The organism is Foliimonas ilicis (genome assembly GCF_039939195.1).
Classification (GTDB): Bacteria; Pseudomonadota; Alphaproteobacteria; order Rhizobiales; family Rhizobiaceae; genus Foliimonas; species Foliimonas ilicis.
On sequence record NZ_JBDUUH010000001.1, the window covers coordinates 459,730 to 485,753 of the forward strand.

The following is a 26,024-nucleotide window of genomic DNA, read 5'->3' on the forward strand; positions in this document are numbered from 1 at the left end:
GAAATTTCGCCAACATCGCCACCTTTGTAGTGGCATGCATTGATCGGGCGGAACAGAATCCCGACGGAGGTTTAAATGGCACTCTCAAGAACGGGCATCATCGCGGTGTCTTTCACGGCGATCCTGGCAGCAGGTTGCACAAGCTCGCGTATGGCCCCGATGGAGTCGCAGCCGGCACCGTTGCCCGCCGCTCCGGCAGGCCGTGTGACAGGCGGCACTCTGCCCCCGCCCGTCGCGCCGGGTTCGACATCTCCATCGCAGTTCCCTTCTGCTCCTGGCAGCACGGATATGGCATCGCTTCCGCCTTCGCAGGCGCCTGTCGCCGATGCCAATGCACCCGACCTCACGGCAGGCAGCGTTGCCGGTGTCTGGAACGCTTCGGTTTCCGGCCAGAGCTGCCGTGTCGCCACGCCGCAAACCAAGTTCGGCCAAGGCTTTCGCGCCGGCCCGCTGCGTTGCCCGGCTCCGGTCGATGGCGTGAAGTCGTGGAATGTCGCAGGCAAGCAGCTTACGCTTTACGATGCGAATGGCGGCCAGCTCGCGCAGCTCTATTCGTCGGGTCCGTCGAAATTCGACGGTCAGACGTCAAGCGGTCTGCCGATTTCGCTCAGCCGTTAAGCCGGATCGAAAACGCCTGATCTAGCAAAGCAAGCTCATGTCCCTGCGTGACGGACTTCCCGTGCGTGAAACCGTCGCGCATCGATACAGCCATCTGGTCGACACCGGCGCGATCCGGCGCGACTCGGCGCAGGCCAATGTCATTGCCGCGCTCGACAGGCTGATCACCGAAATTGCCGACAAGAGGCTGGCGCGCAAATCGAGCGCGCTGGGCTGGCTGTTTGCGGCCAAGCGCAAGCCGGAGCCGATCAAGGGTCTTTACGTCTATGGCGGCGTCGGCCGCGGCAAGACGATGCTGATGGACATGTTCTTCGAACTCGTCCCGGTTCGTCGCAAGAGACGCGTCCATTTCAACGACTTCATGGCCGATGCGCATGACCGCATCCAGAAGCACCGCCAGGCGCGCAAGGAAGGCACGGTCAAAGAAGACGATCCGATCCCGCCGGTGGCAAAGGCGCTGGCGGATGAAGCCTGGGTTTTATGCTTCGACGAGTTTTCGGTCACGGATATTGCCGATGCGATGATCCTGTCGCGGCTGTTCTCCGCGCTTTTCGCGCATGGGGTGGTGCTGGTGGCGACGTCGAACGTCGCGCCGCGCGATCTTTATCGCGATGGGTTGAACCGGCAGCTTTTCCTGCCCTTCATCTCCATTCTGGAACAATATGCGGCGGTTTTGAATCTCGATTCCGAAACCGACCATCGCATGGAGAAGCTGAACCGCATTCCGGTTTACGTCACGCCGACTGGGCCTGAAGCAGATCGTTTGATGGATGAGGGATGGGATGCCGCGAAAGGCGGCGTTGCCGAGACGTCGGAAGACATCATTGTCAAAGGCCGCACGATCAAGGTTAGCCGGACAGCGGGTGATGCTGCGCGCTTTTCATTCGCTGAATTGTGCGAAAAGCCGCTCGGTGCGCGCGATTATCTGGCGATTGCCGCCCGGTTCTCCAGTTTTTTCATCGATAATGTGCCGGTGATGGCCGAAAATCGCCGAAACGAGGCGAAACGCTTCATTCTTCTGATCGATACGCTTTACGACCACCATGCACGGTTGATGCTAAGTGCTGAGGCGTTGCCGCAATCTCTTTATGTCGGCAAGCGCGGCACGGAAGCGTTCGAATTCGACCGCACGGTCTCGCGCCTGATCGAAATGCAGAGCAAGGAATGGCGCGAGGCTTCCGCGGAAACGACCGCGTCATAATTTATAGACATACATGACGAAGGTTTCGGCGGGGCCTGCCAAACCTTCTCGCGTTTCATAGAGCTTGCGGGCAGCCTCATTATCCGGCTCGGTTCCGACCCATACTTCTTCGCAGCCTTGCTCTTTGCCGATGACGAACATTTCTTCCAGCATTCTGCGTGCGATGCCCTGTCTTTGAAACGAAGGCGCGGTTCCCACTTCATCGATGTAGAGTTCGGTTTGCTTATCCGGGTGATGGTGGATGACGGCGGCGCATTGGCCGACAATCTGGCCGTCGTTAAGCGCCACGACCATGTGGTGGCTGGATGATGCGAGATATGTCTTCAGACGGACGGGGTCGATGGTTTCATCAAAAACGTCGTCAGCGACGTCATCAAACAATCGCAAATCTCGGCTATCGACCCTTTTTATCTCGATCATTGCCGCTTTCCTTCATCTTTTCGTCATATAGTTTTGACGTTTACGTAAATCCCAAGCAATCTAAACGATTGAAATATATGAGCCAAAAATAATCGGTTGAATTTTAAAGCCCACAGGGTTATCGGTTCGGCGAAATTTCCGCGGGGTTCGCTCGCATTCCTGGTCTCAACGCTATCCGCCCGACGATCACTGTCGGACGCAGACAAAGGGAAATTATCCTGACATGGCACGCAATAAAATAGCCCTTATCGGGTCCGGCATGATCGGCGGCACGCTCGCACATCTGATCGGTCTCAAGGAACTCGGCGATGTCGTTCTTTTCGACATTGCGGAAGGTACGCCGCAGGGCAAGGGCCTCGATATCGCACAGTCTTCGCCGGTCGACGGCTTCGATGCAAGCTTCACGGGCGTCAACGACTATGCCGGCATCGAAGGTGCCGATGTCTGCATCGTGACGGCCGGTGTGCCGCGCAAGCCGGGCATGAGCCGCGACGATCTTCTGGGCATCAACCTCAAGGTGATGGAGCAGGTTGGCGCGGGCATCAAGAAATATGCCCCCAATGCTTTTGTCATCTGCATCACCAACCCGCTCGATGCGATGGTCTGGGCGCTGCAGAAATTCTCAGGCCTGCCGAAGACCCATGTCGTCGGCATGGCTGGCGTTCTGGACTCGGCGCGCTTCCGTTATTTCCTCGCTGAAGAATTTAAGGTTTCCGTCGAAGACGTGACCGGCTTCGTGCTCGGCGGCCACGGCGATACGATGGTGCCGTTGACGCGCTATTCGACGGTTGCCGGCATTCCTCTGCCGGATCTCGTGCAGATGGGCTGGACCACGCAGGAAAAGCTCGACCAGATCGTTCAGCGCACCCGCGATGGCGGTGCCGAGATCGTCGGCCTGCTCAAGACCGGCTCGGCCTATTATGCGCCTGCCTCTTCGGCAGTTCAGATGGCCGAAGCCTATCTCAAGGACAAGAAGCGCGTTCTGCCCGCCGCAGCTTACCTTTCGGGTCAGTACGGCGTGAAGGACATGTATGTCGGCGTACCGACTGTGATCGGCGCTGGCGGCATCGAGCGCGTCATCGAAATCGACCTGAACAAGGCCGAGCAGAAGATGTTCGAAAAGTCGGTGGAATCGGTGAAGGGGCTTTGCGAAGCCTGCATCGGTATCGCCCCCAACCTCGGCAAGAAGTAAGGATCTTCGATGAACATTCACGAATATCAGGGCAAGCAGCTTCTCAAGAGCTTCGGCGCTCCGGTTGCTGACGGTGTTGCAATCCTGAATGCAGGCGAGGCGGAAGCCGCAGCCAAGAAGCTGCCCGGACCGCTTTATGTGGTGAAGAGCCAGATCCATGCAGGTGGACGCGGCAAGGGCAAGTTCAAGGAACTCGGCCCGGACGCCAAGGGCGGCGTGCGTCTGTCGAAGTCGGTTGAAGAGGTGATCGCCAATGTCGGCGATATGCTTGGCAACACGCTCGTCACCGCGCAGACCGGCCCTGCAGGCAAGCAGGTCAATCGCCTCTACATCGAGGACGGTGCGGACATCGACCGCGAGCTTTATCTGTCGATCCTCGTAGACCGTACCGTTGGCCGCGTGGCCTTCGTCGTTTCGACCGAAGGCGGCATGGACATTGAAGCTGTCGCGCATGACACGCCTGAGAAGATCATAACCGTTGCGATCGACCCGGAAGCGGGCGTGACTGCGGGCGATCTCAAGCAGCTCAATGGCGCGCTCAAGCTTTCGGGCGAAGCGGCGGCCGACGGCGACAAGCTTTTCCCGATCCTCTACAAGGCGTTCGTCGAGAAGGACATGAGCCTCCTCGAAATCAACCCGCTGATCGTCATGACGAATGGCCGTCTTCGCGTTCTCGACGCCAAAGTGTCGTTCGACAACAACGCGCTGTTCCGTCACCCCGACATTCTCGAACTTCGCGACACGACCGAAGAAGATGCGAAGGAAATCGAGGCGTCGAAATACGACCTCGCCTATGTCGCGCTTGATGGCAATATCGGCTGCATGGTCAATGGTGCCGGTCTGGCGATGGCCACGATGGACATCATCAAGCTCTACGGTGCAGAGCCTGCGAACTTCCTCGACGTTGGCGGCGGTGCCACCAAGGAAAAGGTCACGGCGGCGTTCAAGATCATCACTGCCGATCCGGCGGTTGAAGGCATCCTCGTCAATATCTTCGGCGGCATCATGAAGTGCGATGTCATTGCCGAAGGCGTGATCGCGGCGGTCAAGGAAGTCGGCCTCACGGTGCCGCTGGTCGTGCGCCTCGAAGGTACGAATGTCGAACTCGGCAAGAAGATCATCAATGAGAGCGGGCTGAATGTCATCTCCGCCGACGATCTCGATGACGCGGCGAAGAAGATTGTCGCTGCGGTGAAGGAAGCCTGATCCATGTCCATTCTGATCGATAAGAACACGAAAATCCTGGTGCAGGGCCTGACCGGCAAGACCGGTACGTTCCACACCGAACAGGCGCTCGCCTATCACGGCACCAAGATGGTCGGTGGTATCCACCCCAAAAAGGGTGGCGAAAACTGGACGAGTGCTGACGGCGAAACGCTGCCGATCTTCGCGTCCGTGGCCGAAGGCAAGGAAAAGACCGGTGCGGATGCATCCGTTGTCTATGTCCCGCCGGCAGGTGCTGCTGCGGCAATCATCGAAGCAATCGACGCGGAAATCCCGCTGATCGTCTGCATCACCGAAGGCATTCCGGTTGCCGACATGATCAAGGTGAAGGCGCGCCTCGACCGCTCGTCTTCGCGCCTGATCGGACCGAACTGCCCCGGCATCGTGACGCCCGACCAGTGCAAGATCGGCATCATGCCCGGCAACATCTTCCGCAAGGGTTCGGTGGGCGTTGTTTCGCGCTCCGGCACGCTTACATATGAAGCAGTGTTCCAGACGACCAATGCGGGCCTCGGTCAGACGACTGCAGTCGGCATCGGCGGCGATCCTGTGAAGGGAACGGAATTCATCGACATTCTCGAGATGTTCCTTGCCGACGACGAAACCAAGTCGATCATCATGATCGGTGAAATCGGCGGCTCTGCAGAAGAAGAAGCAGCGCAGTTCCTGCGTGACGAAGCCAAGCGTGGCCGTTCAAAGCCTATGGCCGGTTTCATCGCAGGACGCACAGCACCTCCCGGCCGCACGATGGGCCATGCGGGTGCTGTCATTTCGGGCGGCAAGGGCGGCGCGGAAGACAAGATTTCGGCCATGGAAGCAGCAGGCATTCGCGTTTCGCCTTCTCCTGCACGCCTCGGCACGACATTGGTCGAAGCACTCAAGGGTTGAAATTTCTAAAAATGTGCCGGACGGCCATCTGACCGGCACATTTCAAGGGAACAAGGACGGAAACCCGTTCGACGCGGTGAGGACCGCAAACCAGCTAAGGAGACGGAGCACTCGCTCCGATTGAAAAAATGGCACGGCAAGATCAGGCCAACGATCAGTTTTCCATCACCTCGTTCCTTTACGGCGGCAATGCCGATTATATCGACGCGCTGTACGCCGCCTATCAGGAAAATCCCGAATCCGTGGATCCTGAATGGCAGGAATTTTTCGCCTCGCTCAAGGATGAAGCAGGCGACATCAAGAAGAATGCCCAGGGTCCGTCCTGGACTGCCAAGAATTGGCCGATCCAGGCCAATGGCGAGCTCGTTTCGGCGCTCGACGGCAATTGGGGCCTGATCGAAAAGCAGATCGAAAAGAAGGTGAAGGACAAGGCTGCAGCCACTGGCGCGGCACTTTCAGACACCGACGTTCTGCAGGCAACGCGCGACAGCGTGCGTGCCATCATGATGATCCGCGCCTATCGCATGCGCGGGCACCTTCATGCCAATCTCGATCCGCTCGGCATCGCCAATCCGATCGAGGATTACAACGAGCTTTCGCCGACGGCTTACGGCTTCACCGAAGCCGATTACGATCGCAAGATCTTCATTGACAATGTGCTGGGGCTTGAATACGCGACCATCCGCGAGATGATCGATATTCTCACCCGCACCTATTGCTCGACGCTCGGCGTCGAGTTCATGCATATGTCGAACCCTGAAGAAAAGGCCTGGATTCAGGCTCGTATCGAAGGGCCGGACAAGGGCATCGCGTTTACTGCCGAAGGCAAGAAGGCGATCTTCCAGAAGCTGGTCGAGGCGGAAGGCTTCGAACAGTTCATCGACGTCAAATACAAGGGCACGAAGCGCTTCGGTCTCGACGGCGGCGAATCGCTGATCCCGGCGCTTGAGCAGATCATGAAGCGGGGCGGTTCGCTCGGCCTCAAGGAAATCGTGCTCGGCATGGCCCACCGCGGCCGCCTGAATGTGCTCAGCCAGGTTATGGCAAAGCCGCACCGTGCGATCTTCCACGAGTTCAAGGGCGGCTCTTACGCTCCCGACGAAGTCGAGGGTTCGGGCGACGTGAAGTACCATCTCGGTGCGTCCTCCGACCGCGAGTTCGACAACAACAAGGTTCACCTGTCGCTGACGGCAAACCCGTCGCATCTGGAAATCGTCAACCCGGTCGTCATGGGCAAGGCGCGCGCCAAGCAGGATCTGCTTTACGGTCGCACCCGCGAAGAAGTCGTGCCGATCGAGGAACGCGCCAAGGTGCTGCCGCTGCTGCTTCACGGCGATGCGGCATTTGCCGGACAGGGCGTTATCGCGGAAATTCTCGGACTTTCGGGCCTGCGCGGACACCGCGTTGCCGGCACCGTGCATTTCATCATCAACAACCAGATCGGTTTCACGACCAATCCGCGTCTTTCGCGCTCGTCGCCTTATCCGTCCGACGTCGCAAAGATGATCGAAGCGCCGATCTTTCATGTGAATGGCGACGATCCGGAAGCCGTGGTCTACGCGGCCAAGGTGGCGATCGAATTCCGAATGAAGTTCCACAAGCCGGTGGTCGTGGACATGTTCTGCTACCGTCGATTCGGCCACAATGAGGGCGACGAGCCTTCATTCACGCAGCCGATCATGTACCGCAATATTCGCGGCCACAGGACGACGTTGCAGCTCTATGCCGACAAGCTGATTTCTGAAGGGCTGATCTCTCAGGATGAGATCGACAAGCTCAAGGCCGACTGGCGTGCGCATCTCGAATCCGAGTGGGAAATCGGCCAGTCCTACAAGCCGAACAAGGCCGACTGGCTGGACGGCGCCTGGTCTGGTCTGCGCACCGCCGACAATCACGACGAGCAGCGTCGCGGCAAGACTGCCGTGCCGGTGAAGACGCTCAAGGAAATAGGCAAGAAGCTGACCGAGGTCCCGAAGGATTTCGAAGCTCATAAGACGATTTCACGCTTCCTCGACGCGCGCCGCAAGATGATCGATTCGGGGGAAGGCATCGACTGGTCGACGGCGGAAGCGCTGGCGTTCGGCTCGATCCTGCTCGATGGCAATCCGATCCGTCTTTCGGGTCAGGATTCGGAGCGCGGCACCTTCTCGCAGCGCCATTCGGTTCTGTACGATCAGAGGGACGAGACGCGCTACATTCCGCTCAACAATCTGAGTGCTGCGCAGTCCAATTACGAAGTCATCAACTCGATGCTTTCGGAAGAGGCGGTGCTGGGCTTCGAATATGGCTACTCGCTTGCCGACCCCAAGGCGCTGACGCTTTGGGAAGCGCAGTTCGGCGATTTTGCCAATGGCGCGCAGGTGGTTTTCGACCAGTTCATTTCGAGCGGTGAGCGCAAATGGCTGCGCATGTCCGGTCTCGTCTGCCTTCTGCCGCATGGCTATGAAGGTCAGGGACCGGAGCATTCCTCGGCGCGTCTGGAGCGTTTCCTGCAGCTTTGCGCGGAAGACAATATGCAGGTTGCCTATTGCACGACGCCGGCTAACTACTTCCACATCCTGCGCCGTCAGCTCAAGCGTGATTTCCGCAAGCCGTTGATCCTGATGACGCCGAAATCGCTGTTGCGCCACAAGCGCGCGGTTTCGACGCTCAGCGAAATCTCTGGTGAAAGCGCCTTCCATCGCCTGCTTTGGGACGATGCGCAGATGCTTGAAGGCCAGAAGATCAAGCTGGTCAAGGATTCGAAGATCCGCCGCGTCGTTCTTTGCTCGGGCAAGGTCTATTACGATCTTTATGAGGAGCGGGAAAAGCGCGGCATCAACGATGTCTATCTGCTGCGCGTCGAACAGCTTTACCCGTTCCCGGCGAAGGCGCTGATCAATGAATTGTCGCGCTTCCGCTCGGCGGAAATGGTGTGGTGCCAGGAAGAACCCAAGAATATGGGTGCGTGGTCGTTCATCGATCCGTATCTGGAGTGGGTGCTGGCTCATATCGACGCAAAGCACCAGCGCGTGCGCTACACGGGCCGTCCGGCGGCGGCTTCGCCTGCAACGGGCATGATGTCCAAGCATCTGGCGCAGCTCCAGGCATTCCTCGACGACGCATTAGGCGAATAATTTACAGAAACGGATAGGGAAAAATGGCTACCGAAATCCGCGTCCCGACCCTCGGCGAATCCGTCTCCGAGGCGACAATTGGAAAGTGGTTCAAGAAGGTCGGCGACACAATCGCTGCCGATGAACCCTTGGTTGAACTCGAAACCGACAAGGTGACGATCGAAGTGCCGGCGCCTGCCGCTGGCACGCTTGCTGAAATCGCTGCAAACGAAGGCGATACGGTCGAGCTCAACGCGCTTCTCGGCACGATCTCCGAAGGTGCGGGCGCTGCCAAACCGGCTGCCGCTCCTGCCAAGGCAGAGGCGACCAAGCCGGAAGCCGTTGCGCAGGCTGCGGGTGCTGCCGGTGCTTCCACCACCAAGGAAGCTGCCGAAAAGTCGGCCACGATCGCCGGTGAAGGTCCGCTCGAAGAGCGCAAGTCTCCGCCTGCGCCTTCGGCTGCCAAGCTTCTTGCTGAGAACAACATCTCTACCGATCAGGTATCCGGTTCGGGCAAGCGCGGACAGGTTCTGAAGGGCGACGTTCTGGACGCGATCAACAAGGGCGTTTCGGCCCCTGCGGCTGCTCCCGTTGCCGCCCGTGCGCCGTCTTCGGCTTCTGACGAATCGCGCGAAGAGCGCGTTCGGATGACACGGTTGCGCCAGACCATCGCGCGCCGCCTCAAGGAAGCGCAGAGCGCTGCCGCCATGCTCACCACCTTCAACGAGGTGGACATGAAGGCGGTCATGGATCTGCGTTCGAAATACAAGGATGTGTTCGAGAAGAAGCATGGCGTAAAGCTCGGCTTCATGGGCTTCTTCACCAAGGCCGTGACGCATGCGCTGAAGGAAATCCCTGCGGTTAATGCCGAGATCGACGGTACCGACATCATCTATAAGAACTACGCTCATATCGGCGTGGCCGTCGGCACCGAAAAAGGTCTCGTCGTTCCGGTCGTGCGCGATGCCGACCAGATGTCGATTGCCGAAATCGAGAAGGAAATCGGCCGTCTCGGATTGAGTGCGCGCGACGGCAAGCTCGGCGTTGCCGATATGCAGGGCGGCACATTCACCATTTCGAATGGCGGCGTCTACGGTTCGCTGATGTCGACTCCGATCCTGAACGCACCGCAGTCCGGCATTCTCGGCATGCACAAGATTCAGGAACGTCCGGTGGTCGTCGGCGGGCAGATAGTTATTCGCCCGATGATGTATTTGGCGCTGTCCTACGATCACCGCATCGTCGACGGCAAGGAAGCAGTGACCTTCCTCGTCCGCGTCAAGGAAAGCCTCGAAGACCCGGAACGTCTGGTTCTGGATCTTTAATTTCGAAACCTGTCGCGCGTGGTGTCTCACCACGCGCACTTTCCGATTGAGGGTCGCTTCAGTTAGGGTGCCTGAAAAAGGAGCGAGAGACATGGCTTTCGAACTCAATACCCTGCCGATTGAATGTTCGGCGTTCAATCCGGCCCCTGGTGACAAACGATGAGCGGTGTTCTGATTGTTACCGGCGCAAGCCGAGGCATAGGCGCTGCGACTGCCAAGCTTGCAGCGCAGGCTGGCTATGACGTTGCCGTCAATTACCTTTCAAACAAAGATGCCGCGTCTGCCGTCGTTGCCGAAATAGAAGCGGCGGGCGGCAAGGCGTTTGCCGTGCAGGCGGATGTCGGCACTGCGCAAGGCATAGAAACTCTATTCGAAGCCGTGGACGCTCGCGGCAAGCTTGCCGGTCTCGTCAACAATGCAGGTGTGGTCGACAGCAAGACGCGCGTTGATGAAATGGATGAGGCGCGGCTGGAGCGCATGATGCGCACCAATGTCATCGGGCCGGTCCTTTGCGCAGGCGAGGCCGTCAAACGGCTTTCGACCCGGCATAGTGGCACTGGCGGCGTGATCGTCAATGTATCGTCTGTGGCCGCCAGAATCGGCAGTGCGGGCGAATATGTGGATTATGCCGCTTCGAAAGCGGCAATCGACACTTTCACCATTGGGCTTGCGAACGAGGTCGCAACCGAGGGCATCAGGGTCGTTGCGGTTCGCCCCGGAATTATCGACACGGACATACATGCTTCCGGCGGTCAGCCGGACCGGATCGAGCGGGTGCGCGGCAACGTGCCCATGCGCCGCGAAGGCAAGGCCGAAGAGGTCGCGCGCACGATCGTCTGGCTTTTGTCCGATGAGGCATCCTACATAACAGGCACGCTGGTCGACGTCAGCGGCGGCCGCTGAAACCTAGAGATACGCAGGAAGGACGAAATAATGAGCTATGATGTCGTCGTGATCGGATCGGGACCGGGAGGCTATGTGTGCGCCATCAAGGCAGCGCAGCTTGGCCTCAAGACGGCCGTGATCGAAAAGCGCGAGACCTTCGGTGGCACCTGCCTGAACATCGGCTGCATTCCTTCCAAGGCGCTTCTGCATGCCTCGGAAATGTTCGCTGAGGCCGGTCATTCCTTCGATACGCTCGGCATCGAAATTGCCAAGCCGAAGCTCAATCTCAAGAAGATGATGGCGCATAAGGACACGACGGTTTCGGCAAATGTGAGCGGCGTCGCCTTCCTGTTCAAGAAGAACAAGATCGACAGCTTCCGCGGCACCGGCAAGGTCGTTTCCGCAGGCAAGGTTTCCGTCACCGGCGAAGACGGCAAGGTTCAGGAAATCGAAGCCAAGAACATCGTTATCGCGACCGGCTCCGACGTTGCAGGCATTCCGGGCGTCTCGGTCGATATCGATGAGAAAGTCATCGTGTCCTCGACAGGCGCGCTGGAGCTTTCCAAAGTGCCGGGACATCTCGTCGTCGTTGGCGGCGGTGTCATCGGGCTCGAGCTTGGTTCGGTCTGGGCACGTCTTGGCGCAAAGGTCACTGTGGTCGAATATCTCGACAACATTCTTGGTGGCATGGATGGCGAGGTTTCCAAGCAGTTCCAGCGCCTGCTGGCCAAGCAGAATTTCGAATTCAAGCTCGGCTCGAAGGTAACGGGCGTCGCCAAGTCCAAGAAAGGCGCGACCGTTACATACGAGCCGGTAAAGGGCGGCGATGCCGAGACGATCGAGGCCGATGTCGTTCTGATCTCCACCGGCCGCAAGCCTTACACGGAATCGCTTGGCCTTGCTGAAGCGGGGGTCGAGCTGGATGAACGCGGCCGGGTAAAGACAGACGGGCATCTGCGCACCAATGTTCCCGGCATTTATGCCATCGGTGACGTGGTTGCCGGACCGATGCTTGCGCACAAGGCGGAAGATGAAGGCGTCGCCGTTGCCGAGATCATTGCCGGTCAGGCAGGCCATGTGAATTACGACGTCATTCCGAGCGTCGTCTATACGAGCCCGGAAGTCGCATCGGTCGGCAAGACGGAAGAGGAATTGAAAAAGGCCGGTATCGAATACAAAGCCGGAAAGTTCCCGTTCACCGCGAATGGCCGCGCGCGCGCCATGCTGCATACGGATGGTTTTGTGAAAATCCTTGCCGACAAGACGTCAGACAAGGTTCTCGGCGTTCACATCGTCGGCTTTGGCGCGGGCGAAATGATCCACGAAGCAGCGGTTCTGATGGAATTCGGCGGCTCGTCGGAAGATCTGGCGCGTACCTGCCATGCACATCCGACAATGTCGGAAGCGGTGAAGGAAGCGGCGCTCGCGACCTTCTTCAAGCCGATCCATATCTAGTATTTTTCTACAGGCATAGAAAAACGGCCCGCTGTGAAGCGGGCCGTTTTCGTTTCAAAGGCTCTGTTAGTTGGCCGGAGCAGGCTCAGCCGGTGCTGGTGCCGGTTCGGCTGGTGCCGGAGCAGGTTCTGCTGGAGCCGGTGCTGGCTCAGCGGGGGCCGGAGCCGTATCCGTCGGTGCAGGCGCCGGTTCTGCCGGGGCAGGAGCTGGAGCGGTCGCATCAGGCGCTGGCGTTGCCGGTGCCGGGGTTGCCGGTTCGGTCGCCGTAGGTGCTGCGGGCTCGCCGGGAGGTACAGTTGTATCGCTCGCGCCGGGCGCGAAGATGAAATAGGCGATTACTGCGAGGACCAGAACGACAGCCGCAATGAGAACACCGCTGCCGCCTTTGCGCTCTGCCACTACGGGCCGATCGTCCATACCGCGCGGTGCTGCCGGATCCAATGGATCGTGTGCCAGAGGCGGAACAGGGTTTGCCGGATCGGTAAGGCGCGGATCCGGAATGCGGGTAGGATTGGCCATAATCTATTCTCCGTATGTTGCGTCTCGACCTAAACGCACGGAATGCGTTTCGGTTTCACGGAGTTGTGACATGGTAAATTTTTGTTACAGAGCGGTGAGCCGCTTTCGCCTCAATCGACTCGTGAAACAGTATAGTTTTTGACGCGAAGCAGCTCGATAAGTCCTTCATCGCCCGGCAGATGCAGCGCACCGACCGCGATGAAAGCCGCACCTTCATCGATCAAAGGGCTGGCATTGGTCGCCATATTCTTATTGCGCGACTTGACCATCGCTTCCTCGAAATCGCTGTAACCCACCGCGGCCAGTTCATCAGGCGGCGTCAGCGCATTCATGAATGGCCAGAACATGCCCGTTTGCTCGTTCCGGTAAAGCACCAGCATCGTCTCGATGACATCATCCATGCGGTCGCCGAGTTCGAGCGTCGCCAAAAGCCCTTTGACGTGAAAATCCATCGGCAGGGAGGCCATTGCCTTCAACTGATCGACTGCCGTTTCCAGTCCCTCTACCGATTTTCCCTGCGCCTTCGCATCGTTTGCGAGCTTGATGTCGAGAATGGGCGCGCCCTGCTCCTTGCGGGCAGTCTCGCAGGCCGGAAGCGACAGCATCGCCGACAACATCCAGGGTTTCATCTTCTTGACGCTGCCGGGCGGAATACCGCGCGCGTCGAGCGCTTTCGAGACGGTTTTCGCATCTTCCGACGAATATAACGACAGAAGCGTCGTGTCGTCGGTGAACATCATCAGATCGGGCTGTTGCATGATGGATGCCATCATCTTGCCCTGATCGAGAACGTCGGTCGTTTCTATGACGACTGTGCCGGATGCATCGAACGCCTTTTGGGCGGACGGCGTCAGCGTCACGACGCGCGGGTCGGTGAGATGCATTGTTCCGAACAGATAGGAAGGCTCGACACCCTCTTTCTCGATCTTCCAGAGCAGGCCTTCGCCGTTCTTGACCGATGCTGCGTCCTTTTCGATCCGCTCCAACATTTTCGGGTCTTCCGAGCGAATGACCTCCATGAGATTCTTGCCGGTGCAGGCTGGCGTTTGTGCCTGCGCGCGGGTCGTTGCAACGAATGTGACGACAAGAAAACTGATCAGGAACAGGATGTTCGCAGCGACGATGAGCTTGATCGAGATCAGCGCTACGCGGTCAGCCACGCTTTCCGTGTTTTTCGGCGAGTTTTTCATAAAGCGGATGCTAGCCGGTAAAAACGGTGAAACTGTTAATCGCTTCACGCAAATTGTTCGTTTCAGGCGCGGGGATGCGCTGCCTCGTAGACTTCGAGCAGCCGCGCCGAATCCACGCCCGTATAGATTTGCGTTGTCGAAAGGCTGGCGTGGCCAAGCAATTCCTGAATAGTGCGCAAATCGCCACCGCGCGCCAGAAGATGCGTCGCGAAAGAATGGCGCAGCGCATGCGGCGTGGCGGTGTCGGGCAGGTTCAAGGCGGAACGCAATTTCTGCATTTCGCGCTGGATAATTGCCGGATTGAGCGGACCGCCGCGCGCACCGCGAAAGAGCGGGGCATTTGCGCCAAGATCATAGGGGCAAAGCTTGCGATATTCGGCGACTACTTTCGAGGCGACGGCAAGGACCGGGGTGAGACGGGTCTTGCCGCCCTTGCCGGTGATGCGCAAAATATCGTCATTCTGCCCGGTAAGATCGGCTCCAGTCAGTCCGAGCGCTTCGGAAATGCGCAGGCCCGATCCATAGAGAAGCGTGAGCACGGCGGCATTGCGCGCGGCAATCCATGGCTCTTCGGCCAGTTGCTCGCCAGCGGATACGACCCTTTTCGCATCCAAAAGGGATAGCGGTTTCGGCAGGGATTTTGGCTGTTTCGGCGCGCGTAAGGCGGCTGCACCCGCAGCATTCACCTGTCCGCGTCTTTCCAGAAATCGTAAAAGCGAGCGGACTCCTGCAAGGCCACGGCCCAATGTTCTGGCGCCTGCGCCATCATTGCGGCGCGATGCCAGAAAACCGCGAAGATCGGCGGGGCGAAGATCGGCAATGTCGGAAATCGCCGGCGGGCCGCCGCAATGTCCGGTCAGAAATTGCAGGAATTGCCGCGTGTCGCGTTCATAGGCTTCGACCGTCAAAGGGGACAAACGCCGCTCCGATCCAAGCATTTTCAGCCAGTCCTGACGGGCTGTCTGAAGATCGGGCTTGGCGGAAATCAGGAATTCCTGCATTGGCAGCGTGTCTCTGTGAATGTAAGTCAATTTTGATTTACATACGTTAGCAACCGATGAACCGCGCAAAGCGCCAAGAAAAATGACAAAATTGGAAAATCCCCTACTCATGGCCGTTATCGGCGCCGCCCACGGAATCAAGGGCGAATTGCGCGTAAAGCCTTATACGGCCGACCCGCTGGCACTGGGTGATTATGGCCCGCTCTACGACAAGAACGGACGCGTCTTCGAGATCAAGGACATCCGGCCTGCAAACACCGTCGTCGTCGTACGGTTCAAACAGGTGGCGGACCGCAATGCTGCGGAGGCGCTTAACGGCGTTGAACTGTTCGTCGAGCGTTCGGCGCTGCCCGACGATGGCGACGAAGGCGAGTTCTATCACGCCGATCTCGTCGGCCTTTCGGTGAAGGATGAAACCGGAGCAGTGGCCGGAAAGGTGAGTGCGGTCCATAATTTCGGCGGCGGCGACATTCTGGAAATCAGCTTCAACGGCAAAAAGGGATTGCTGGTGCCTTTCACCGAAGCAGCCGTGCCGGAAGTCGATATTGCGGGCGGCTTTGTCCGGGTCGACAGCGAGGCGGCAGGTCTGATCGAAGGCGACGACGAAGACGAAGGCCCGAAAGAGTGAGTTTTCGCGCCTCCGTCCTCACGCTTTACCCGGATATGTTTCCCGGCGCGCTGGGCTTATCTCTCGCCGGGCGTGCGCTGGAAGCAGGCACGTGGTCGCTGGAAACGATCCAGATCCGCGATTTCGCAACGGATAAGCACCGCACGGTAGACGACACGCCAGCCGGAGGCGGTGCCGGAATGGTGATGCGCGCCGATGTGCTGTCGCGCGCAATCGACCATGCTGCTCCCGAAAACGATCCGCGCCCGAAGCTTCTGATGAGCCCGCGCGGCAAGCCGCTCGATCAGGCGCGTGTGCGCGAACTGGCGGTTGGTCCCGGTGCCGTCATTCTTTGCGGACGCTTCGAAGGCGTCGACCAGAGGCTGATCGAGGCGCGCGGATTGGAGGAGGTCTCCATCGGCGACTACATCCTTTCCGGCGGCGAACCGGCAGCGCTCGTGCTGTTGGATGCAGTGGTGCGCCTGCTGCCCGGTGTCATGGGCAATGAGGCATCCGGCACGGAAGAAAGCTTCGAAAGCGGGCTTCTGGAGCATCCGCACTATACCCGTCCGCAAATGTTCGAGGGCCGCCCGATCCCGGAGATTCTGACGTCGGGCAATCACGGAAAGATCGGCGCATGGCGCAAAGCGGAAGCCGAAAGGCTGACGCGCGAACGTCGCCCCGATCTCATCGCCGCACTTGAGCGTGCCGAAAAACGCAAAAAAGACCCCGGTTCCGCGTGACAAGCGTCGATTTTCGTTGTATGTGCCCGCCGGACTTGGGAAATTTCCCGACCCGTCAACAGAAATGGTGAATTCGCCCCTGCCTTTCCGGTGAACCGGAGAAAAAGGCATAACCGAGCGGTCAAGAACTGCAGGTGAGCGTAGGGCGCTCTGGCTGTTGAAACAAAGAAGAAGAGGTATCACGATGGATATCATCCGTCAGCTAGAGGCCGAACAGGCCGCCAAGATCGAAGCCAAGCGCACTTTCCCTGAATTCCAGCCAGGCGACACCGTTCGCGTGATGGTTCGCGTTACCGAAGGTACGCGTACCCGCGTTCAGGCCTATGAAGGCGTCGTCATCGCTCGCAAGGGCGCAGGCTTTCAGGAAAGCTTCACGGTCCGCAAGATTTCCTACGGCGAAGGCGTCGAGCGCGTTTTCCCGGTTTACTCGCCGCTCGTCGAAGGCGTCGAAATCGTTCGTCGCGGCAAGGTTCGTCGCGCCAAGCTTTATTACCTGCGCGATCGTCGCGGCAAGTCGGCTCGTATCACCGAGAACACCGGCGTCCGCGCCCGCAAGCTGAACGATGCCGAGCGCGAAGCGCTGGCCGCCGAAAAGGCACGCATCGAAGCTGAAAAGATCGCAGCAGCCCAGGCTCTTGCCGCCGAAAAGGCAGCGCAGGAAGCAGCAGAAAAGAAGGCAGCCGCTGAAGCAGCAGCAGCCGAGGCAGCAAACGCCGACACCGAAAAAGCAGCAGAGTAGAACTCTCGCATCCTGCTTTTCGAACAAGGCGGCTTCGGCCGCCTTTTTCTTTGCGCAAAATCCAACTGTGGGAGGACAGTATGACCGATTTTAGTGCCGCAAACCGCTTGAACTGGGACAATCGCGCCGAATTGCACGCCACGGACGAGACCGGAACCTACATGATCGACCGGGTTCTTGGCGGCGGGTCGGCCCTGCATGATCTCGAACTCAAAGAACTAGGCGATGTTTCCGGCAAGGATATCGTGCATTTGCAATGCCATATCGGGCTCGACACGATCAGCCTGAAAAATATCGGCGCGAAAAGCGTGACCGGGCTCGATTTTTCGCCGAAAGCGATTTCCACCGCGCGCGATTTTGCTGAGCGTGCAGGCGCCGATGTACGCTTCGTGGAAGCATCGGTCTATGACGCGCCGCAGGCGCTTGGCGAAACATACGACATCGTTTTCGTGACATGGGGCGCGATCAACTGGCTGGACGATATCGTCCGCTGGGCGGAAGTTGTATCAGCGCTGCTGCGTCCCGGCGGCAGACTCTACCTGCTCGAAGGCCACCCGCAGATGAACCAGTTCGAAGCCCGCGACGGCAAGCTCGATCTCGAATTCGACTGGCGCACACCGGCAAACAAGCCGCTTACCTTTGACGACGCACAAACTTACACGGGCGACGCACGCAAGCTGACGGCGACACGCTGCTACGAATGGATTCATCCGCTAAGCGACGTAGTGAATGCGATCCTTGGTGCGGGCTTGGCGCTGGACTTCCTGAATGAGCACGACATCGTCATCTGGAAGCCGTTCCCGTTCGTCGTGGAGGCTGGCGAAGACCAGTACGCTCTGCCGGAAGGGCAGATCAAAATCCCGATGTCGTTTTCGATAGGTGCTACGAAACGCGGATGATTTTCCGAAAGCGGCCGGCTTGCCGGAATGGATTTATCTTTTAGCGGGCAAAGCTGCTGCGCCGCCGCTTGCAAGCTTTATCAGGACGGATAAAGTCGCGGAAACTCAGGAGCGCACCATGACGAAAATCTCCCTGTCGATTGCAGGCGCCGTTGCCTGTTTGATGCTTCCGTTCGCCGCAATGGCGCAAACCCTTCCCGATCTTGGCGGAAAGTCTGTGGTCGTCGTCACGGAAAATGCCTATCCGCCGCTGCAGTTCGTCGATCCGAAGACCGGCGAGCAGATCGGCTGGGAATATGACGCGATGAACGAACTCGCCAAGCGCCTGAACTTCAAGGTCGAGTACAAGAATACGAGCTGGGATGCGATGATCCAGGCTGTTTCCGACGGTCAGTATGATCTCGGCATGACCGGTATTACCATCAAGGAAGACCGCAAAGAGAAGGTCGATTTCTCCGCGCCTTACATGCATTCGGAAATGCGTATGCTGGTGCGCTCCGATGAAGAACGCTTCACCGACGAAAAGACTTTTGCGGCTTTCAAGGATGGTCTGATCGCCGCGCAGGCCGGAACGACGCCATTCTTCGTTTCGGTCTATGACGTTCTGGACGGCAATGAGCAGAACCCGCGCATCAAACTTTTCGAGACGTTCGGCGCGACGGTGCAGGCCCTACGCTCTGGCGATGTCGATCTGGTGCTGACCGATGGTGTGGCAGCTAATGGCTATGTTTCGGCGTCCGACGGTAAGCTGAAAGTCATTGGCGGTCCGCTCGGCTCGGAAGATTTCGGCTTCATCTTCAAGAAGGGTTCCGATCTGGTCGAGCCGATCAACGCCGGCATCGAAGCTATGAAGGCCGATGGCTCGCTCGACGCGCTGAACAAGAAGTGGTTCCTCGACTACAAGATGGGCCAGTGACGCCTGCTTACTGCGTAAAGGTGGCCGGGCGCGCTGAAACGGCGCGCCTCGCATGAGCGACCGGCCCGTAAAGACGCAGAACGATTTTCCGTGGTGGCTGGTCGCGGCGGCAGTCATCGCAATTGTCGCTGGTTTCTACATTGCGACCAACGATCTTTATTTCCAGATTTTGACGATCGTCTCGAGAGGCGTGTGGATTACGGTTTTCGTGACGCTGGTCGGCTTTTCTCTGGCGTCTGCGCTTGGGCTCGGCATTGCGCTCATGGCGCTTTCAGGCTCGGCATGGCTGCGCCAGATGTCGCGGTTTTATGTCGAGATCATTCGCGGCATGCCGATCCTCGTTTTGCTGTTCTGGATCGCTTTCGTCGGCGCGCCGGCGCTCGTCGCGGGCTGGAATGCGCTGACCGCGCCGTTGCAGGAGGCTGGCTGGCTGAAACCTGTTCTTGTGCGCGACCTGTCGCTGCTCTGGCGTGCAATCATCGCGCTGATGATCGGGTATTCCGCCTTTATCGCGGAAGTGTTCCGCGCCGGTATCCAGTCGGTTGATGCGGGGCAGATCGAGGCGGCGAAGGCGCTGGGCCTCAGCCGTTACCAGCGGTTCCGGCTGATAGTCATGCCGCAGGCCATACGCACGATCCTGCCGCCGCTCGGAAATGATTTCATCGCCATGATCAAGGATTCGTCGCTGGTTTCCGTGCTCGGCGTCGCCGATATCACTCAGATGGGCAAGGTCTATGCGTCCGGCTCTTTCCGCTTTTTCGAGACCTATTCGATTGTCGCCTACATTTACCTTATCCTGACCGTCGGACTGTCGCTCGGGTTGCGACGTCTGGAAAGGAGAATGCGAAAAGGATGGCCAAGCTAGAAACGCCTGCGCTGCAAAAAGTCTATGGGGCGAAGACGCAGGAAGAACTGAACGACGCCTATGCGGCGTGGGCAAACGCTTATGACCGCGAAACCGCCGAAGACGGCTATTGCCTTCCCTTCATGATAAGTTCGTGGGTGGCGCGCCATGTCGCCAAGGGCGAAGGCCCTTTGCTCGATGCCGGATGCGGCACCGGCCTATCCGGCCCTTATCTGAAAGCACTCGGCTATGACGATCTGGAAGGACTGGACCTCTCGGAAGAGATGCTCGAACTGGCGAAACAGCGTGGCTGTTATCGCGCGCTGACCAATGCCGCACTCGGCGAGAAGCTTCCATGGATGGACGGACATTTCCGTGCAGCCTTTTGTACCGGCGTTTTCACAGCCGGACATGCGCCTGCGGAAGGGCTCTTTGAGTTGGTCCGCATCGTACGCCAGAACGGGCATCTGATTTTCACCGTTCGCGACACGATTCTTGAGACAGGCGGTTTTCGGAGCGTTTTCGAACAGCTTGAAAATGACGGGTGCTGGAAGGCAATTGAGGAAAGCGACGCCTTTCGCGCCTTCGCCGTTGGCGAACCCGATGTGCTTGTAAAAGCCTTCGTCTACAAAATCCTCTGAACATCAGCGGAACCGGCAGCGAGCCAGCACGTTAGAGTGCGATTTCGCGCCATTCGGTTGAGGGTTTCGATGCAAGAGCTTTTGGACGACATCGGCCATCCGACATGGCTGCCATTTACGGTCATCGCCGGTCGCTTGTTCATTGCCGCACTGTTTGGCGCCATCGTCGGGTTCGAGCGTGAATGGCAAAACCGTCCGGCAGGTCTGCGCACCCATATTCTGGTTTCGCTTGCGGCAGCAGCTTTTGCCATTCTCGGCATCGAGATCGTACACAGCGCGCAATTCGTGCAGGACGGTTCCAGGCTCGATCCGCTGCGGTTGATCGAGGCGGTAACTGCCGGTGTCGCGTTTCTCGCTGCCGGTTCGATCATCTTCGCCAAGGGCGAGGTCAGGGGCCTCACGACAGGCGCGGGCCTTTGGCTCGCCGGTGCAATCGGCCTGTCGAGCGGGCTGGGCTTCTGGCAGATCGCGGCCTTCATCACCTTTGTCGCAATCGTGGTGCTCGGCCTCATGCATCGTTTCGAGGGTACGATCGGTCCATCCGATGAAAAGACTGAAACCAAAGAAAAGTCTGAGACGACAAAGCGCAAATCATAGGCTTTTTCACGCAGGGCGTGTGCTCTAACAGCCAATTGCTGAATTGCCAAAAGGTTGGTATGAGAGGCTATGGAACAGCTCTTTGGCGATCCGGCCTATAAAGGGTTCGTGCTGCAGGACCACAAACGCCTGCCATCGCGTTTCTTTGCCCGGATTACCGGTGCGCGTACCAGCCGCCTAGCTTAGCGCGCTGCCTCGCAAGAGGCCTACCGGCAGATGCCGGCCATCTCAAATTTTTGACATCGACGGATGTAAGACAATGAACGCACCGCGTACCCTTTACGACAAGATTTTCGATGACCATGTGGTCGACCGGCAGGACGACGGTACCTGTCTTCTCTACATTGACCGCCATCTCGTGCATGAAGTGACCAGCCCGCAGGCCTTCGAAGGTCTGCGCCTGACCGGCCGCACCGTTCGCCACCCTGAAAAGACGCTGGCCGTGGTCGATCACAATGTTCCGACCTCGCCGGACCGCGTGAACGGCATCAAGAATGAGGAAAGCCGCATTCAGGTCGAGGCGCTTGCAACCAACGCCAAGGATTTCGGCGTCGAATATTATTCCGAGAAGGATCGCCGTCAGGGCATCGTCCACATCATCGGACCGGAACAGGGTTTTACGCTGCCGGGCATGACGATCGTTTGCGGTGACAGCCACACTTCCACGCATGGCGCATTCGGTGCGCTGGCGCACGGTATCGGCACGTCCGAGGTCGAGCACGTGCTGGCAACGCAGACGCTGATCCAGCGCAAGGCCAAGAACATGCTCGTGCGTGTCGATGGCAAGCTGCCGCATGGCGTGACTGCAAAGGACATCATTCTGGCCATCATCGGCGAGATCGGCACGGCTGGCGGCACCGGCTACGTCATCGAATATGCGGGCGAAGCCATTCGTGCGCTTTCGATGGAAGGCCGCATGACGGTTTGCAATATGAGCATCGAGGGCGGTGCTCGCGCAGGTCTCATCGCGCCGGACGAAAAAACCTATGAGTATGTGAAAGACAAGCCGCGCGCGCCGAAAGGCCAGGCATTCGACATGGCCAAGGCCTATTGGGAAACGCTGCATACCGATGAAGGCGCGCATTTCGACAAGGTGGTCGTGCTCGATGCGGCCAACTTGCCGCCCATCGTAAGCTGGGGCTCTTCGCCGGAAGACGTCGTCTCGATTCTGGGAACGGTGCCGGACCCGGCTGAAATTGCCGACGAGACGAAGCGCACGTCCAAGCAGCGCGCGCTCGACTATATGGGCCTGAAGGCAGGCACGAAGATCACCGATATCGAGATCGATCGCGTCTTCATCGGTTCCTGCACCAATGGCCGCATCGAGGATCTGCGCGAAGTGGCCAATGTGGTCGAGGGCAAGACGGTCGATCCGCGCGTCAGTGCGATGATCGTGCCGGGTTCCGGTCTCGTAAAGGAGCAGGCGGAAGCTGAAGGTCTGGACAAGATTTTCATCGCAGCCGGTTTCGATTGGCGTGAGCCGGGCTGCTCGATGTGCCTTGCGATGAACGACGACCGGTTGAAGCCGCATGAGCGTTGCGCATCGACCTCGAACCGCAATTTCGAAGGCCGTCAGGGCTTCAAGGGCCGCACGCATCTCGTGTCGCCCGCAATGGCTGCTGCCGCCGCAATTTCCGGCCATTTCGTGGATATTCGCGACTGGAAATAAAGAAATGCGGGCAGCCTTCCGAGGCTGCCCGGCTCCGCATTCGGATTTGTCGGTTGGGGTGTTGCCGATCGATCTGACGCTGATCGCAATAACGGCATGGGTTTCGTGAAACTCATGCCGTTATTTTGCGTAAATGCCGGAAAATTGTCGTTCGCCGTTAACGCCTTTTTGGCCAGCTTCGGCTAGTGTCAAAGCGTCGGAGCCTTCTGCGTATGTTTGGTGTTGAGTTCATCATTGCCATAAATATCATAGTTTCAGGCTTGCTTGCCGCGGCCTTCGGCGCAATTTATCTATACGATCCACGACAAACAGCAGCGCGTTGGATGACTGGCGCCTATGTGCTGGGCGGCCTTTATTCTGTAGTCGAATTCATGCTGCCGATGTTCGGCACGATCTTTTTCGTGCTGCTCGACTTTACGATAATCCTTGCTGCACTTGCCGTGTTCAACGGCGGCCTGACTGCGAAGTATGGCGGCCCGTCTCTGACGTTGCCGATGGCAGTGATCATCATCGTCGCCGTCGCCGCAGTCTATCTGGTGCAGGATTATTCGGAAAACGCGTTCACGCGCATGATCGTCTACCAGATACCTTACGTGATTATGCAACTGATCGGCGCTGGCATCATCTGGACGGCGCGGCGCATGCTGACGCGTTTCGATTTCGCGCTGATGATCCTGCTGATGCTCAGCGCGACGCAGTTCTTCACCAAGCCGTTTCTGGCGCATATGTTCAATTGGGCCGGCGATCCAGGATCCTACGGCGGCAGTGTCTATTCCATGATCTCGCAGTCGTTGGGCACAGTCTTTGCCGTAGCGATTGCGCTTGCCGCGTTGTTGATCCTCGGTCGGGACATATTGTCGGATGCGACCAAGAAATCCGAGACCGATGCGCTGTCCGGCCTGCTTAATCGCGGTGGCTTCAAACGCTATGCGGAAGATGCGCTGAAGGAGACGTCGCGCCGGGGCATGCCGATTTCGCTGATCATCGCCGATCTCGATCACTTCAAGGATGTGAACGACAGTTTCGGTCATGCGTCGGGTGACCGGGTCATCGAAGTCTTTGCGGGTTTCCTTCATGCAAGTGCCGCCGAGCATCAGGTCGCGGGGCGGCTCGGCGGTGAGGAGTTCGCGATCATTCTTCCGGGCGCAAATCTGGCCGCTGCACGGCTTTTCGCTGAAGGCGCGCGCAATGCGTTCTCAAACTTGCAGATTGACGGCTTGCCGGAAGACAGGCGCTTCACTGCGAGCTTCGGCGTCGCGCAACTCGCGCCGGGCGAGGGCATTTCTGAACTTCTGCGTCGCGCGGATGAAGCTCTTTACGAAGCAAAGAAGGGCGGACGCGACTGCGTTCGCCTTTCGGTCGCGCCTGGTCAGGGCAAGCAGGGACTGACGGTCGCGTCGTCCTAGAGACTGCGGCTTCGCAGATCCTTACCGGCAGGGAGACAGGACAGGTATCTCGCCTTGATCGAAGCCGTACATGTAGGACCGGCCTTTGACCAGAACGGGCGGACGGTAACAGTCTGCTTGGCGAACCCCATCGTAGCCGCTGTGGGCAATTTCGGAATCGCCTCGTGTGTAGTTGGAAAGTTCGCGCGCAAGGTGGCCTTGCCCGATGATGATGCGCTTGTATCCGGCAGAACTGTAGACGACCAGATTGCCGAATGAATCCGCGTGAACGCGGTCTTCGGCGAAATTCTGTGCCGCTGCAGGCAGCGCAAACGCGGCAAACGCAAGCGCTAAAACTCTCTTTGCAATCGAATGCATGACGCGCCCTCCGGTCATCAAATCAAGCTGAGGGATAAATTAACCTTTTATTAATCATTGTTAATAGGGTGGCCGCGATTCACGGGAAACAATCGGGATTTATGGTTAATTTGCGTGATTGAATACCTGATAGATCGAAACCCGGAGATGGTTTGCCGGTTTTTCAGGTTGAAAGTGGCCTCAGACGAGGCGTAATCTGCAAGCCATGAAGAACCGTCGTTTCCGCCGCCGCCCTTTTCTGGCGGCAGCACTTTCGCTCTGGCCCGCAGTTTTTGCTGCGTCCTGCGTCTCCGAAAGCCACACCGCTGCAGTCGATGCCGAAACGACATCCGTCCAGCCGCGTCAGGCCAATTACGATTGCGGCCCGGACGGTGCCCTGTCGATCGAGAATTTGAAGACATCCGTAAAGGTGGTCGATCCGACTGGTGAAAACGTTGAACTTCCAGCTTCGCCCGCGACACAGCAGTCGCGCTATGGCGAGACGCCCTATGCGCTCGTTCTGGACGGCAAGGATGCGCTTTACATGAAAAGCGGCCGCGAGCCGGTCGCTTGCCATAGATGATTCCGGTCTGCGCATCTGCCTGTAACATTTGCGGCATCAGGGGCATTCAAACGATTAAAGCGCAGTTGCGGGATAAAGCATTTTCGTTTTCCTACTAAATATCGAGCATGAAACGATTTTCCGGCTTTGACGCGGTGCAAAAAGAGCATTAGAACGCGGGCTATCCAACGTCGCATTCCGCAGCAGTGATGCCGCTTTTCCATCAGGGCGCAGGATGTAGAAAAGGGGAGCCATGAGCAAATCACCAGCCACCCAAGCCTCGGCACGGCCGCGCCCATTGTCGCCGCATCTCACGATCTATCGCTGGCCGATCACAGGCATCATGTCGATCATGCACCGCATCACCGGCGGCGCGCTTTATTTCGGCACGCTTCTGGTTGCCTGGTGGCTGATCGCATCGGCGACCTCCGAGCGCCAGTTCGACATCGCGAACGCCGTCTTCGGTTCATGGATCGGACGTCTCGTGCTTCTCGGCTACACATGGGCGCTCATGCATCACATGCTGGGCGGCATCAGGCATTTCGTCTGGGATACCGGTGCCGGACTTGAAAAGCATACGGCCAGCAAATTCGGCTGGGCGACGATTATCGCCTCCATCGTGCTGACGATCCTGATCTGGGTCGGCGCACTGTTCGTGCGAGGAGCTTGATATGAGTGATTTCAGAACGCCGCTTGGCAAGGTCCGCGGGCTTGGCTCGGCGCGCGAAGGCACGGAGCATTTCTGGCGCCAGCGCGTAACGGCCATCGCCAATGTTCCCTTGACGCTTTTCTTCGTCGGTTTGCTCGTTTCGCTTCATGGCGCAGACTTTGAGCAGACGCGCGCAGTGCTGGCCAACCCCTTCGTTGCGCTGGTGCTGATCCTGATGCTGTTTGCCGGTCTCTACCATATGCGGCTCGGCATGCAGATGATCATCGAAGACTATGTTCATGGAGGCACGAGGATCGTCCTTTTGCTTCTCAATACGTTTTTCACGATTGCAATTGGCGTCGCTTCGATCTTCGCCCTGCTGAAACTGGCATTCGGGGGCTGA

At 58.4% G+C, this 26,024-nt stretch carries 27 protein-coding genes; 22 read left to right on the forward strand and 5 right to left on the reverse strand.

From position 1 onward, the window contains the following. Positions 1-75: 75 nt before the first annotated feature. On the forward strand, positions 76-618 hold the full coding sequence (locus tag ABFT80_RS02240; protein WP_347970224.1) for a protease inhibitor Inh/omp19 family protein: 543 nt from the start codon (positions 76-78) through the stop codon (positions 616-618). Positions 619-655: 37 nt separating this feature from the next. Next, positions 656-1,819 carry a cell division protein ZapE gene (gene zapE / locus ABFT80_RS02245; protein WP_347970225.1) on the forward strand — a complete coding sequence of 388 codons (1,164 nt, stop codon included), beginning with the start codon at positions 656-658 and terminating at the stop codon, positions 1,817-1,819. Here the strand turns inward: zapE and ABFT80_RS02250 are convergent. After that, on the reverse strand, positions 1,814-2,239 hold the full coding sequence (locus ABFT80_RS02250) for a GNAT family N-acetyltransferase (protein ID WP_347970226.1): 426 nt from the start codon (positions 2,237-2,239) through the stop codon (positions 1,814-1,816). The two genes, zapE and ABFT80_RS02250, sit on opposite strands and share 6 nt — an antisense overlap. Positions 2,240-2,462: 223 nt before the next feature. Between ABFT80_RS02250 and mdh the strand changes: the two genes are divergently transcribed. From mdh to lpdA, 7 genes are all read left to right on the forward strand, one after another. After that, entirely contained in the window at positions 2,463-3,431 is a 969-nt protein-coding gene (gene mdh, locus ABFT80_RS02255) for a malate dehydrogenase (RefSeq protein WP_347970227.1), read from the forward strand. 9 nt (positions 3,432-3,440) lie between these two features. Continuing rightward, positions 3,441-4,637, forward strand: coding sequence for an ADP-forming succinate--CoA ligase subunit beta (sucC, locus tag ABFT80_RS02260; RefSeq protein ID WP_347970228.1), 1,197 nt, complete (start codon positions 3,441-3,443; stop codon positions 4,635-4,637). 3 nt (positions 4,638-4,640) lie between these two features. Beyond that, a complete protein-coding gene (sucD, locus tag ABFT80_RS02265; protein WP_347970229.1) occupies positions 4,641-5,543 on the forward strand; it encodes a succinate--CoA ligase subunit alpha in 903 nt (300 codons plus the stop codon). Positions 5,544-5,671: 128 nt separating this feature from the next. Beyond that, the gene (locus ABFT80_RS02270; protein WP_347970230.1) at positions 5,672-8,659 is read left to right on the forward strand and encodes a 2-oxoglutarate dehydrogenase E1 component; all 2,988 of its coding nucleotides are present in this window, start codon (positions 5,672-5,674) and stop codon (positions 8,657-8,659) included. A gap of 23 nt (positions 8,660-8,682) precedes the next feature. Further along, the gene (gene odhB / locus ABFT80_RS02275; protein ID WP_347970231.1) at positions 8,683-9,963 is read left to right on the forward strand and encodes a 2-oxoglutarate dehydrogenase complex dihydrolipoyllysine-residue succinyltransferase; all 1,281 of its coding nucleotides are present in this window, start codon (positions 8,683-8,685) and stop codon (positions 9,961-9,963) included. A 159-nt stretch (positions 9,964-10,122) separates the two neighbouring features. Continuing rightward, complete coding sequence (locus ABFT80_RS02280; RefSeq protein WP_347970232.1) at positions 10,123-10,866, forward strand: SDR family oxidoreductase; 744 nt, start codon at positions 10,123-10,125, stop codon at positions 10,864-10,866. Positions 10,867-10,896: 30 nt separating this feature from the next. After that, the gene (gene lpdA, locus ABFT80_RS02285) at positions 10,897-12,303 is read left to right on the forward strand and encodes a dihydrolipoyl dehydrogenase (protein ID WP_347970233.1); all 1,407 of its coding nucleotides are present in this window, start codon (positions 10,897-10,899) and stop codon (positions 12,301-12,303) included. Positions 12,304-12,369: 66 nt separating this feature from the next. Here the strand turns inward: lpdA and ABFT80_RS02290 are convergent, their stop codons facing one another. The 3 genes from ABFT80_RS02290 to ABFT80_RS02300 all read right to left on the reverse strand — a co-directional run bounded on the left by ABFT80_RS02290 (position 12,370) and on the right by ABFT80_RS02300 (position 15,013). Further along, positions 12,370-12,822: a hypothetical protein gene (locus ABFT80_RS02290; protein ID WP_347970234.1), complete on the reverse strand. Its 453-nt coding sequence runs from the start codon at positions 12,820-12,822 to the stop codon at positions 12,370-12,372. A 110-nt stretch (positions 12,823-12,932) separates the two neighbouring features. Next, entirely contained in the window at positions 12,933-13,982 is a 1,050-nt protein-coding gene (locus ABFT80_RS02295) for a TraB/GumN family protein (RefSeq protein WP_347970235.1), read from the reverse strand. Between the two features lie 92 nt (positions 13,983-14,074). Beyond that, positions 14,075-15,013: a tyrosine recombinase XerC gene (locus ABFT80_RS02300; RefSeq protein WP_347970236.1), complete on the reverse strand. Its 939-nt coding sequence runs from the start codon at positions 15,011-15,013 to the stop codon at positions 14,075-14,077. A gap of 82 nt (positions 15,014-15,095) precedes the next feature. Between ABFT80_RS02300 and rimM the strand changes: the two genes are divergently transcribed. The 10 genes from rimM to ABFT80_RS02350 all read left to right on the forward strand — a co-directional run bounded on the left by rimM (position 15,096) and on the right by ABFT80_RS02350 (position 24,074). Beyond that, complete coding sequence (gene rimM, locus ABFT80_RS02305; RefSeq protein ID WP_347970237.1) at positions 15,096-15,641, forward strand: ribosome maturation factor RimM; 546 nt, start codon at positions 15,096-15,098, stop codon at positions 15,639-15,641. Further along, positions 15,638-16,363, forward strand: coding sequence for a tRNA (guanosine(37)-N1)-methyltransferase TrmD (gene trmD / locus ABFT80_RS02310; protein ID WP_347970238.1), 726 nt, complete (start codon positions 15,638-15,640; stop codon positions 16,361-16,363). The genes rimM and trmD overlap by 4 nt, the downstream gene beginning before the upstream one ends. 184 nt (positions 16,364-16,547) lie before the next feature. Beyond that, positions 16,548-17,102: a 50S ribosomal protein L19 gene (gene rplS, locus ABFT80_RS02315; protein WP_347970239.1), complete on the forward strand. Its 555-nt coding sequence runs from the start codon at positions 16,548-16,550 to the stop codon at positions 17,100-17,102. An 80-nt stretch (positions 17,103-17,182) separates the two neighbouring features. Next, on the forward strand, positions 17,183-18,001 hold the full coding sequence (locus tag ABFT80_RS02320) for a class I SAM-dependent methyltransferase (protein WP_347970240.1): 819 nt from the start codon (positions 17,183-17,185) through the stop codon (positions 17,999-18,001). A gap of 118 nt (positions 18,002-18,119) precedes the next feature. Then, positions 18,120-18,917: a transporter substrate-binding domain-containing protein gene (locus ABFT80_RS02325; RefSeq protein ID WP_347970241.1), complete on the forward strand. Its 798-nt coding sequence runs from the start codon at positions 18,120-18,122 to the stop codon at positions 18,915-18,917. Positions 18,918-18,969: 52 nt separating this feature from the next. Further along, complete coding sequence (locus ABFT80_RS02330; protein ID WP_347970242.1) at positions 18,970-19,782, forward strand: amino acid ABC transporter permease; 813 nt, start codon at positions 18,970-18,972, stop codon at positions 19,780-19,782. Further along, positions 19,770-20,402, forward strand: coding sequence for a class I SAM-dependent DNA methyltransferase (locus tag ABFT80_RS02335; protein WP_347970243.1), 633 nt, complete (start codon positions 19,770-19,772; stop codon positions 20,400-20,402). Before ABFT80_RS02330 ends, ABFT80_RS02335 begins: the two co-directional genes overlap by 13 nt. Positions 20,403-20,471: 69 nt before the next feature. After that, positions 20,472-20,999, forward strand: a complete 528-nt coding sequence (locus ABFT80_RS02340) for an MgtC/SapB family protein (protein ID WP_347970244.1) — start codon at positions 20,472-20,474, stop codon at positions 20,997-20,999. Positions 21,000-21,258: 259 nt separating this feature from the next. Next, the gene (gene leuC, locus ABFT80_RS02345; RefSeq protein WP_347970245.1) at positions 21,259-22,668 is read left to right on the forward strand and encodes a 3-isopropylmalate dehydratase large subunit; all 1,410 of its coding nucleotides are present in this window, start codon (positions 21,259-21,261) and stop codon (positions 22,666-22,668) included. Between the two features lie 323 nt (positions 22,669-22,991). Beyond that, positions 22,992-24,074 carry a GGDEF domain-containing protein gene (locus ABFT80_RS02350; protein ID WP_347970246.1) on the forward strand — a complete coding sequence of 361 codons (1,083 nt, stop codon included), beginning with the start codon at positions 22,992-22,994 and terminating at the stop codon, positions 24,072-24,074. A gap of 21 nt (positions 24,075-24,095) precedes the next feature. Here ABFT80_RS02350 and ABFT80_RS02355 read toward each other — a convergent pair whose 3' ends face one another. Continuing rightward, on the reverse strand, positions 24,096-24,431 hold the full coding sequence (locus tag ABFT80_RS02355) for a hypothetical protein (RefSeq protein WP_347970247.1): 336 nt from the start codon (positions 24,429-24,431) through the stop codon (positions 24,096-24,098). A gap of 205 nt (positions 24,432-24,636) precedes the next feature. Between ABFT80_RS02355 and ABFT80_RS02360 the strand changes: the two genes are divergently transcribed. From ABFT80_RS02360 to sdhD, 3 genes are all read left to right on the forward strand, one after another. Continuing rightward, on the forward strand, positions 24,637-24,993 hold the full coding sequence (locus ABFT80_RS02360; RefSeq protein ID WP_347970248.1) for a hypothetical protein: 357 nt from the start codon (positions 24,637-24,639) through the stop codon (positions 24,991-24,993). Between the two features lie 232 nt (positions 24,994-25,225). Further along, a complete protein-coding gene (sdhC, locus tag ABFT80_RS02365) occupies positions 25,226-25,642 on the forward strand; it encodes a succinate dehydrogenase, cytochrome b556 subunit (RefSeq protein WP_347970249.1) in 417 nt (138 codons plus the stop codon). A 1-nt stretch (position 25,643) separates the two neighbouring features. Beyond that, positions 25,644-26,024 (forward strand): succinate dehydrogenase, hydrophobic membrane anchor protein, encoded by a 381-nt coding sequence (gene sdhD / locus ABFT80_RS02370; protein WP_347970250.1) that lies wholly within the window; start codon positions 25,644-25,646, stop codon positions 26,022-26,024.

Bases quoted from the DNA above. Each gene is read 5' to 3' on its own strand.
- ABFT80_RS02240 (WP_347970224.1), top strand. From the start codon at position 76: ATGGCACTCTCAAGAACGGGCATCATCGCGGTGTCTTTCACGGCGATC.
- zapE (WP_347970225.1), top strand. From the start codon at position 656: ATGTCCCTGCGTGACGGACTTCCCGTGCGTGAAACCGTCGCGCATCGA.
- ABFT80_RS02250 (WP_347970226.1), bottom strand. From the start codon at position 2,239: ATGATCGAGATAAAAAGGGTCGATAGCCGAGATTTGCGATTGTTTGAT.
- mdh (WP_347970227.1), top strand. From the start codon at position 2,463: ATGGCACGCAATAAAATAGCCCTTATCGGGTCCGGCATGATCGGCGGC.
- sucC (WP_347970228.1), top strand. From the start codon at position 3,441: ATGAACATTCACGAATATCAGGGCAAGCAGCTTCTCAAGAGCTTCGGC.
- sucD (WP_347970229.1), top strand. From the start codon at position 4,641: ATGTCCATTCTGATCGATAAGAACACGAAAATCCTGGTGCAGGGCCTG.
- ABFT80_RS02270 (WP_347970230.1), top strand. From the start codon at position 5,672: ATGGCACGGCAAGATCAGGCCAACGATCAGTTTTCCATCACCTCGTTC.
- odhB (WP_347970231.1), top strand. From the start codon at position 8,683: ATGGCTACCGAAATCCGCGTCCCGACCCTCGGCGAATCCGTCTCCGAG.
- ABFT80_RS02280 (WP_347970232.1), top strand. From the start codon at position 10,123: ATGAGCGGTGTTCTGATTGTTACCGGCGCAAGCCGAGGCATAGGCGCT.
- lpdA (WP_347970233.1), top strand. From the start codon at position 10,897: ATGAGCTATGATGTCGTCGTGATCGGATCGGGACCGGGAGGCTATGTG.
- ABFT80_RS02290 (WP_347970234.1), bottom strand. From the start codon at position 12,822: ATGGCCAATCCTACCCGCATTCCGGATCCGCGCCTTACCGATCCGGCA.
- ABFT80_RS02300 (WP_347970236.1), bottom strand. From the start codon at position 15,013: ATGCAGGAATTCCTGATTTCCGCCAAGCCCGATCTTCAGACAGCCCGT.
- rimM (WP_347970237.1), top strand. From the start codon at position 15,096: ATGACAAAATTGGAAAATCCCCTACTCATGGCCGTTATCGGCGCCGCC.
- rplS (WP_347970239.1), top strand. From the start codon at position 16,548: ATGGATATCATCCGTCAGCTAGAGGCCGAACAGGCCGCCAAGATCGAA.
- ABFT80_RS02320 (WP_347970240.1), top strand. From the start codon at position 17,183: ATGACCGATTTTAGTGCCGCAAACCGCTTGAACTGGGACAATCGCGCC.
- ABFT80_RS02325 (WP_347970241.1), top strand. From the start codon at position 18,120: ATGACGAAAATCTCCCTGTCGATTGCAGGCGCCGTTGCCTGTTTGATG.
- ABFT80_RS02330 (WP_347970242.1), top strand. From the start codon at position 18,970: ATGAGCGACCGGCCCGTAAAGACGCAGAACGATTTTCCGTGGTGGCTG.
- ABFT80_RS02335 (WP_347970243.1), top strand. From the start codon at position 19,770: ATGGCCAAGCTAGAAACGCCTGCGCTGCAAAAAGTCTATGGGGCGAAG.
- ABFT80_RS02340 (WP_347970244.1), top strand. From the start codon at position 20,472: ATGCAAGAGCTTTTGGACGACATCGGCCATCCGACATGGCTGCCATTT.
- leuC (WP_347970245.1), top strand. From the start codon at position 21,259: ATGAACGCACCGCGTACCCTTTACGACAAGATTTTCGATGACCATGTG.
- ABFT80_RS02350 (WP_347970246.1), top strand. From the start codon at position 22,992: ATGACTGGCGCCTATGTGCTGGGCGGCCTTTATTCTGTAGTCGAATTC.
- ABFT80_RS02355 (WP_347970247.1), bottom strand. From the start codon at position 24,431: ATGCATTCGATTGCAAAGAGAGTTTTAGCGCTTGCGTTTGCCGCGTTT.
- ABFT80_RS02360 (WP_347970248.1), top strand. From the start codon at position 24,637: ATGAAGAACCGTCGTTTCCGCCGCCGCCCTTTTCTGGCGGCAGCACTT.
- sdhC (WP_347970249.1), top strand. From the start codon at position 25,226: ATGAGCAAATCACCAGCCACCCAAGCCTCGGCACGGCCGCGCCCATTG.
- sdhD (WP_347970250.1), top strand. From the start codon at position 25,644: ATGAGTGATTTCAGAACGCCGCTTGGCAAGGTCCGCGGGCTTGGCTCG.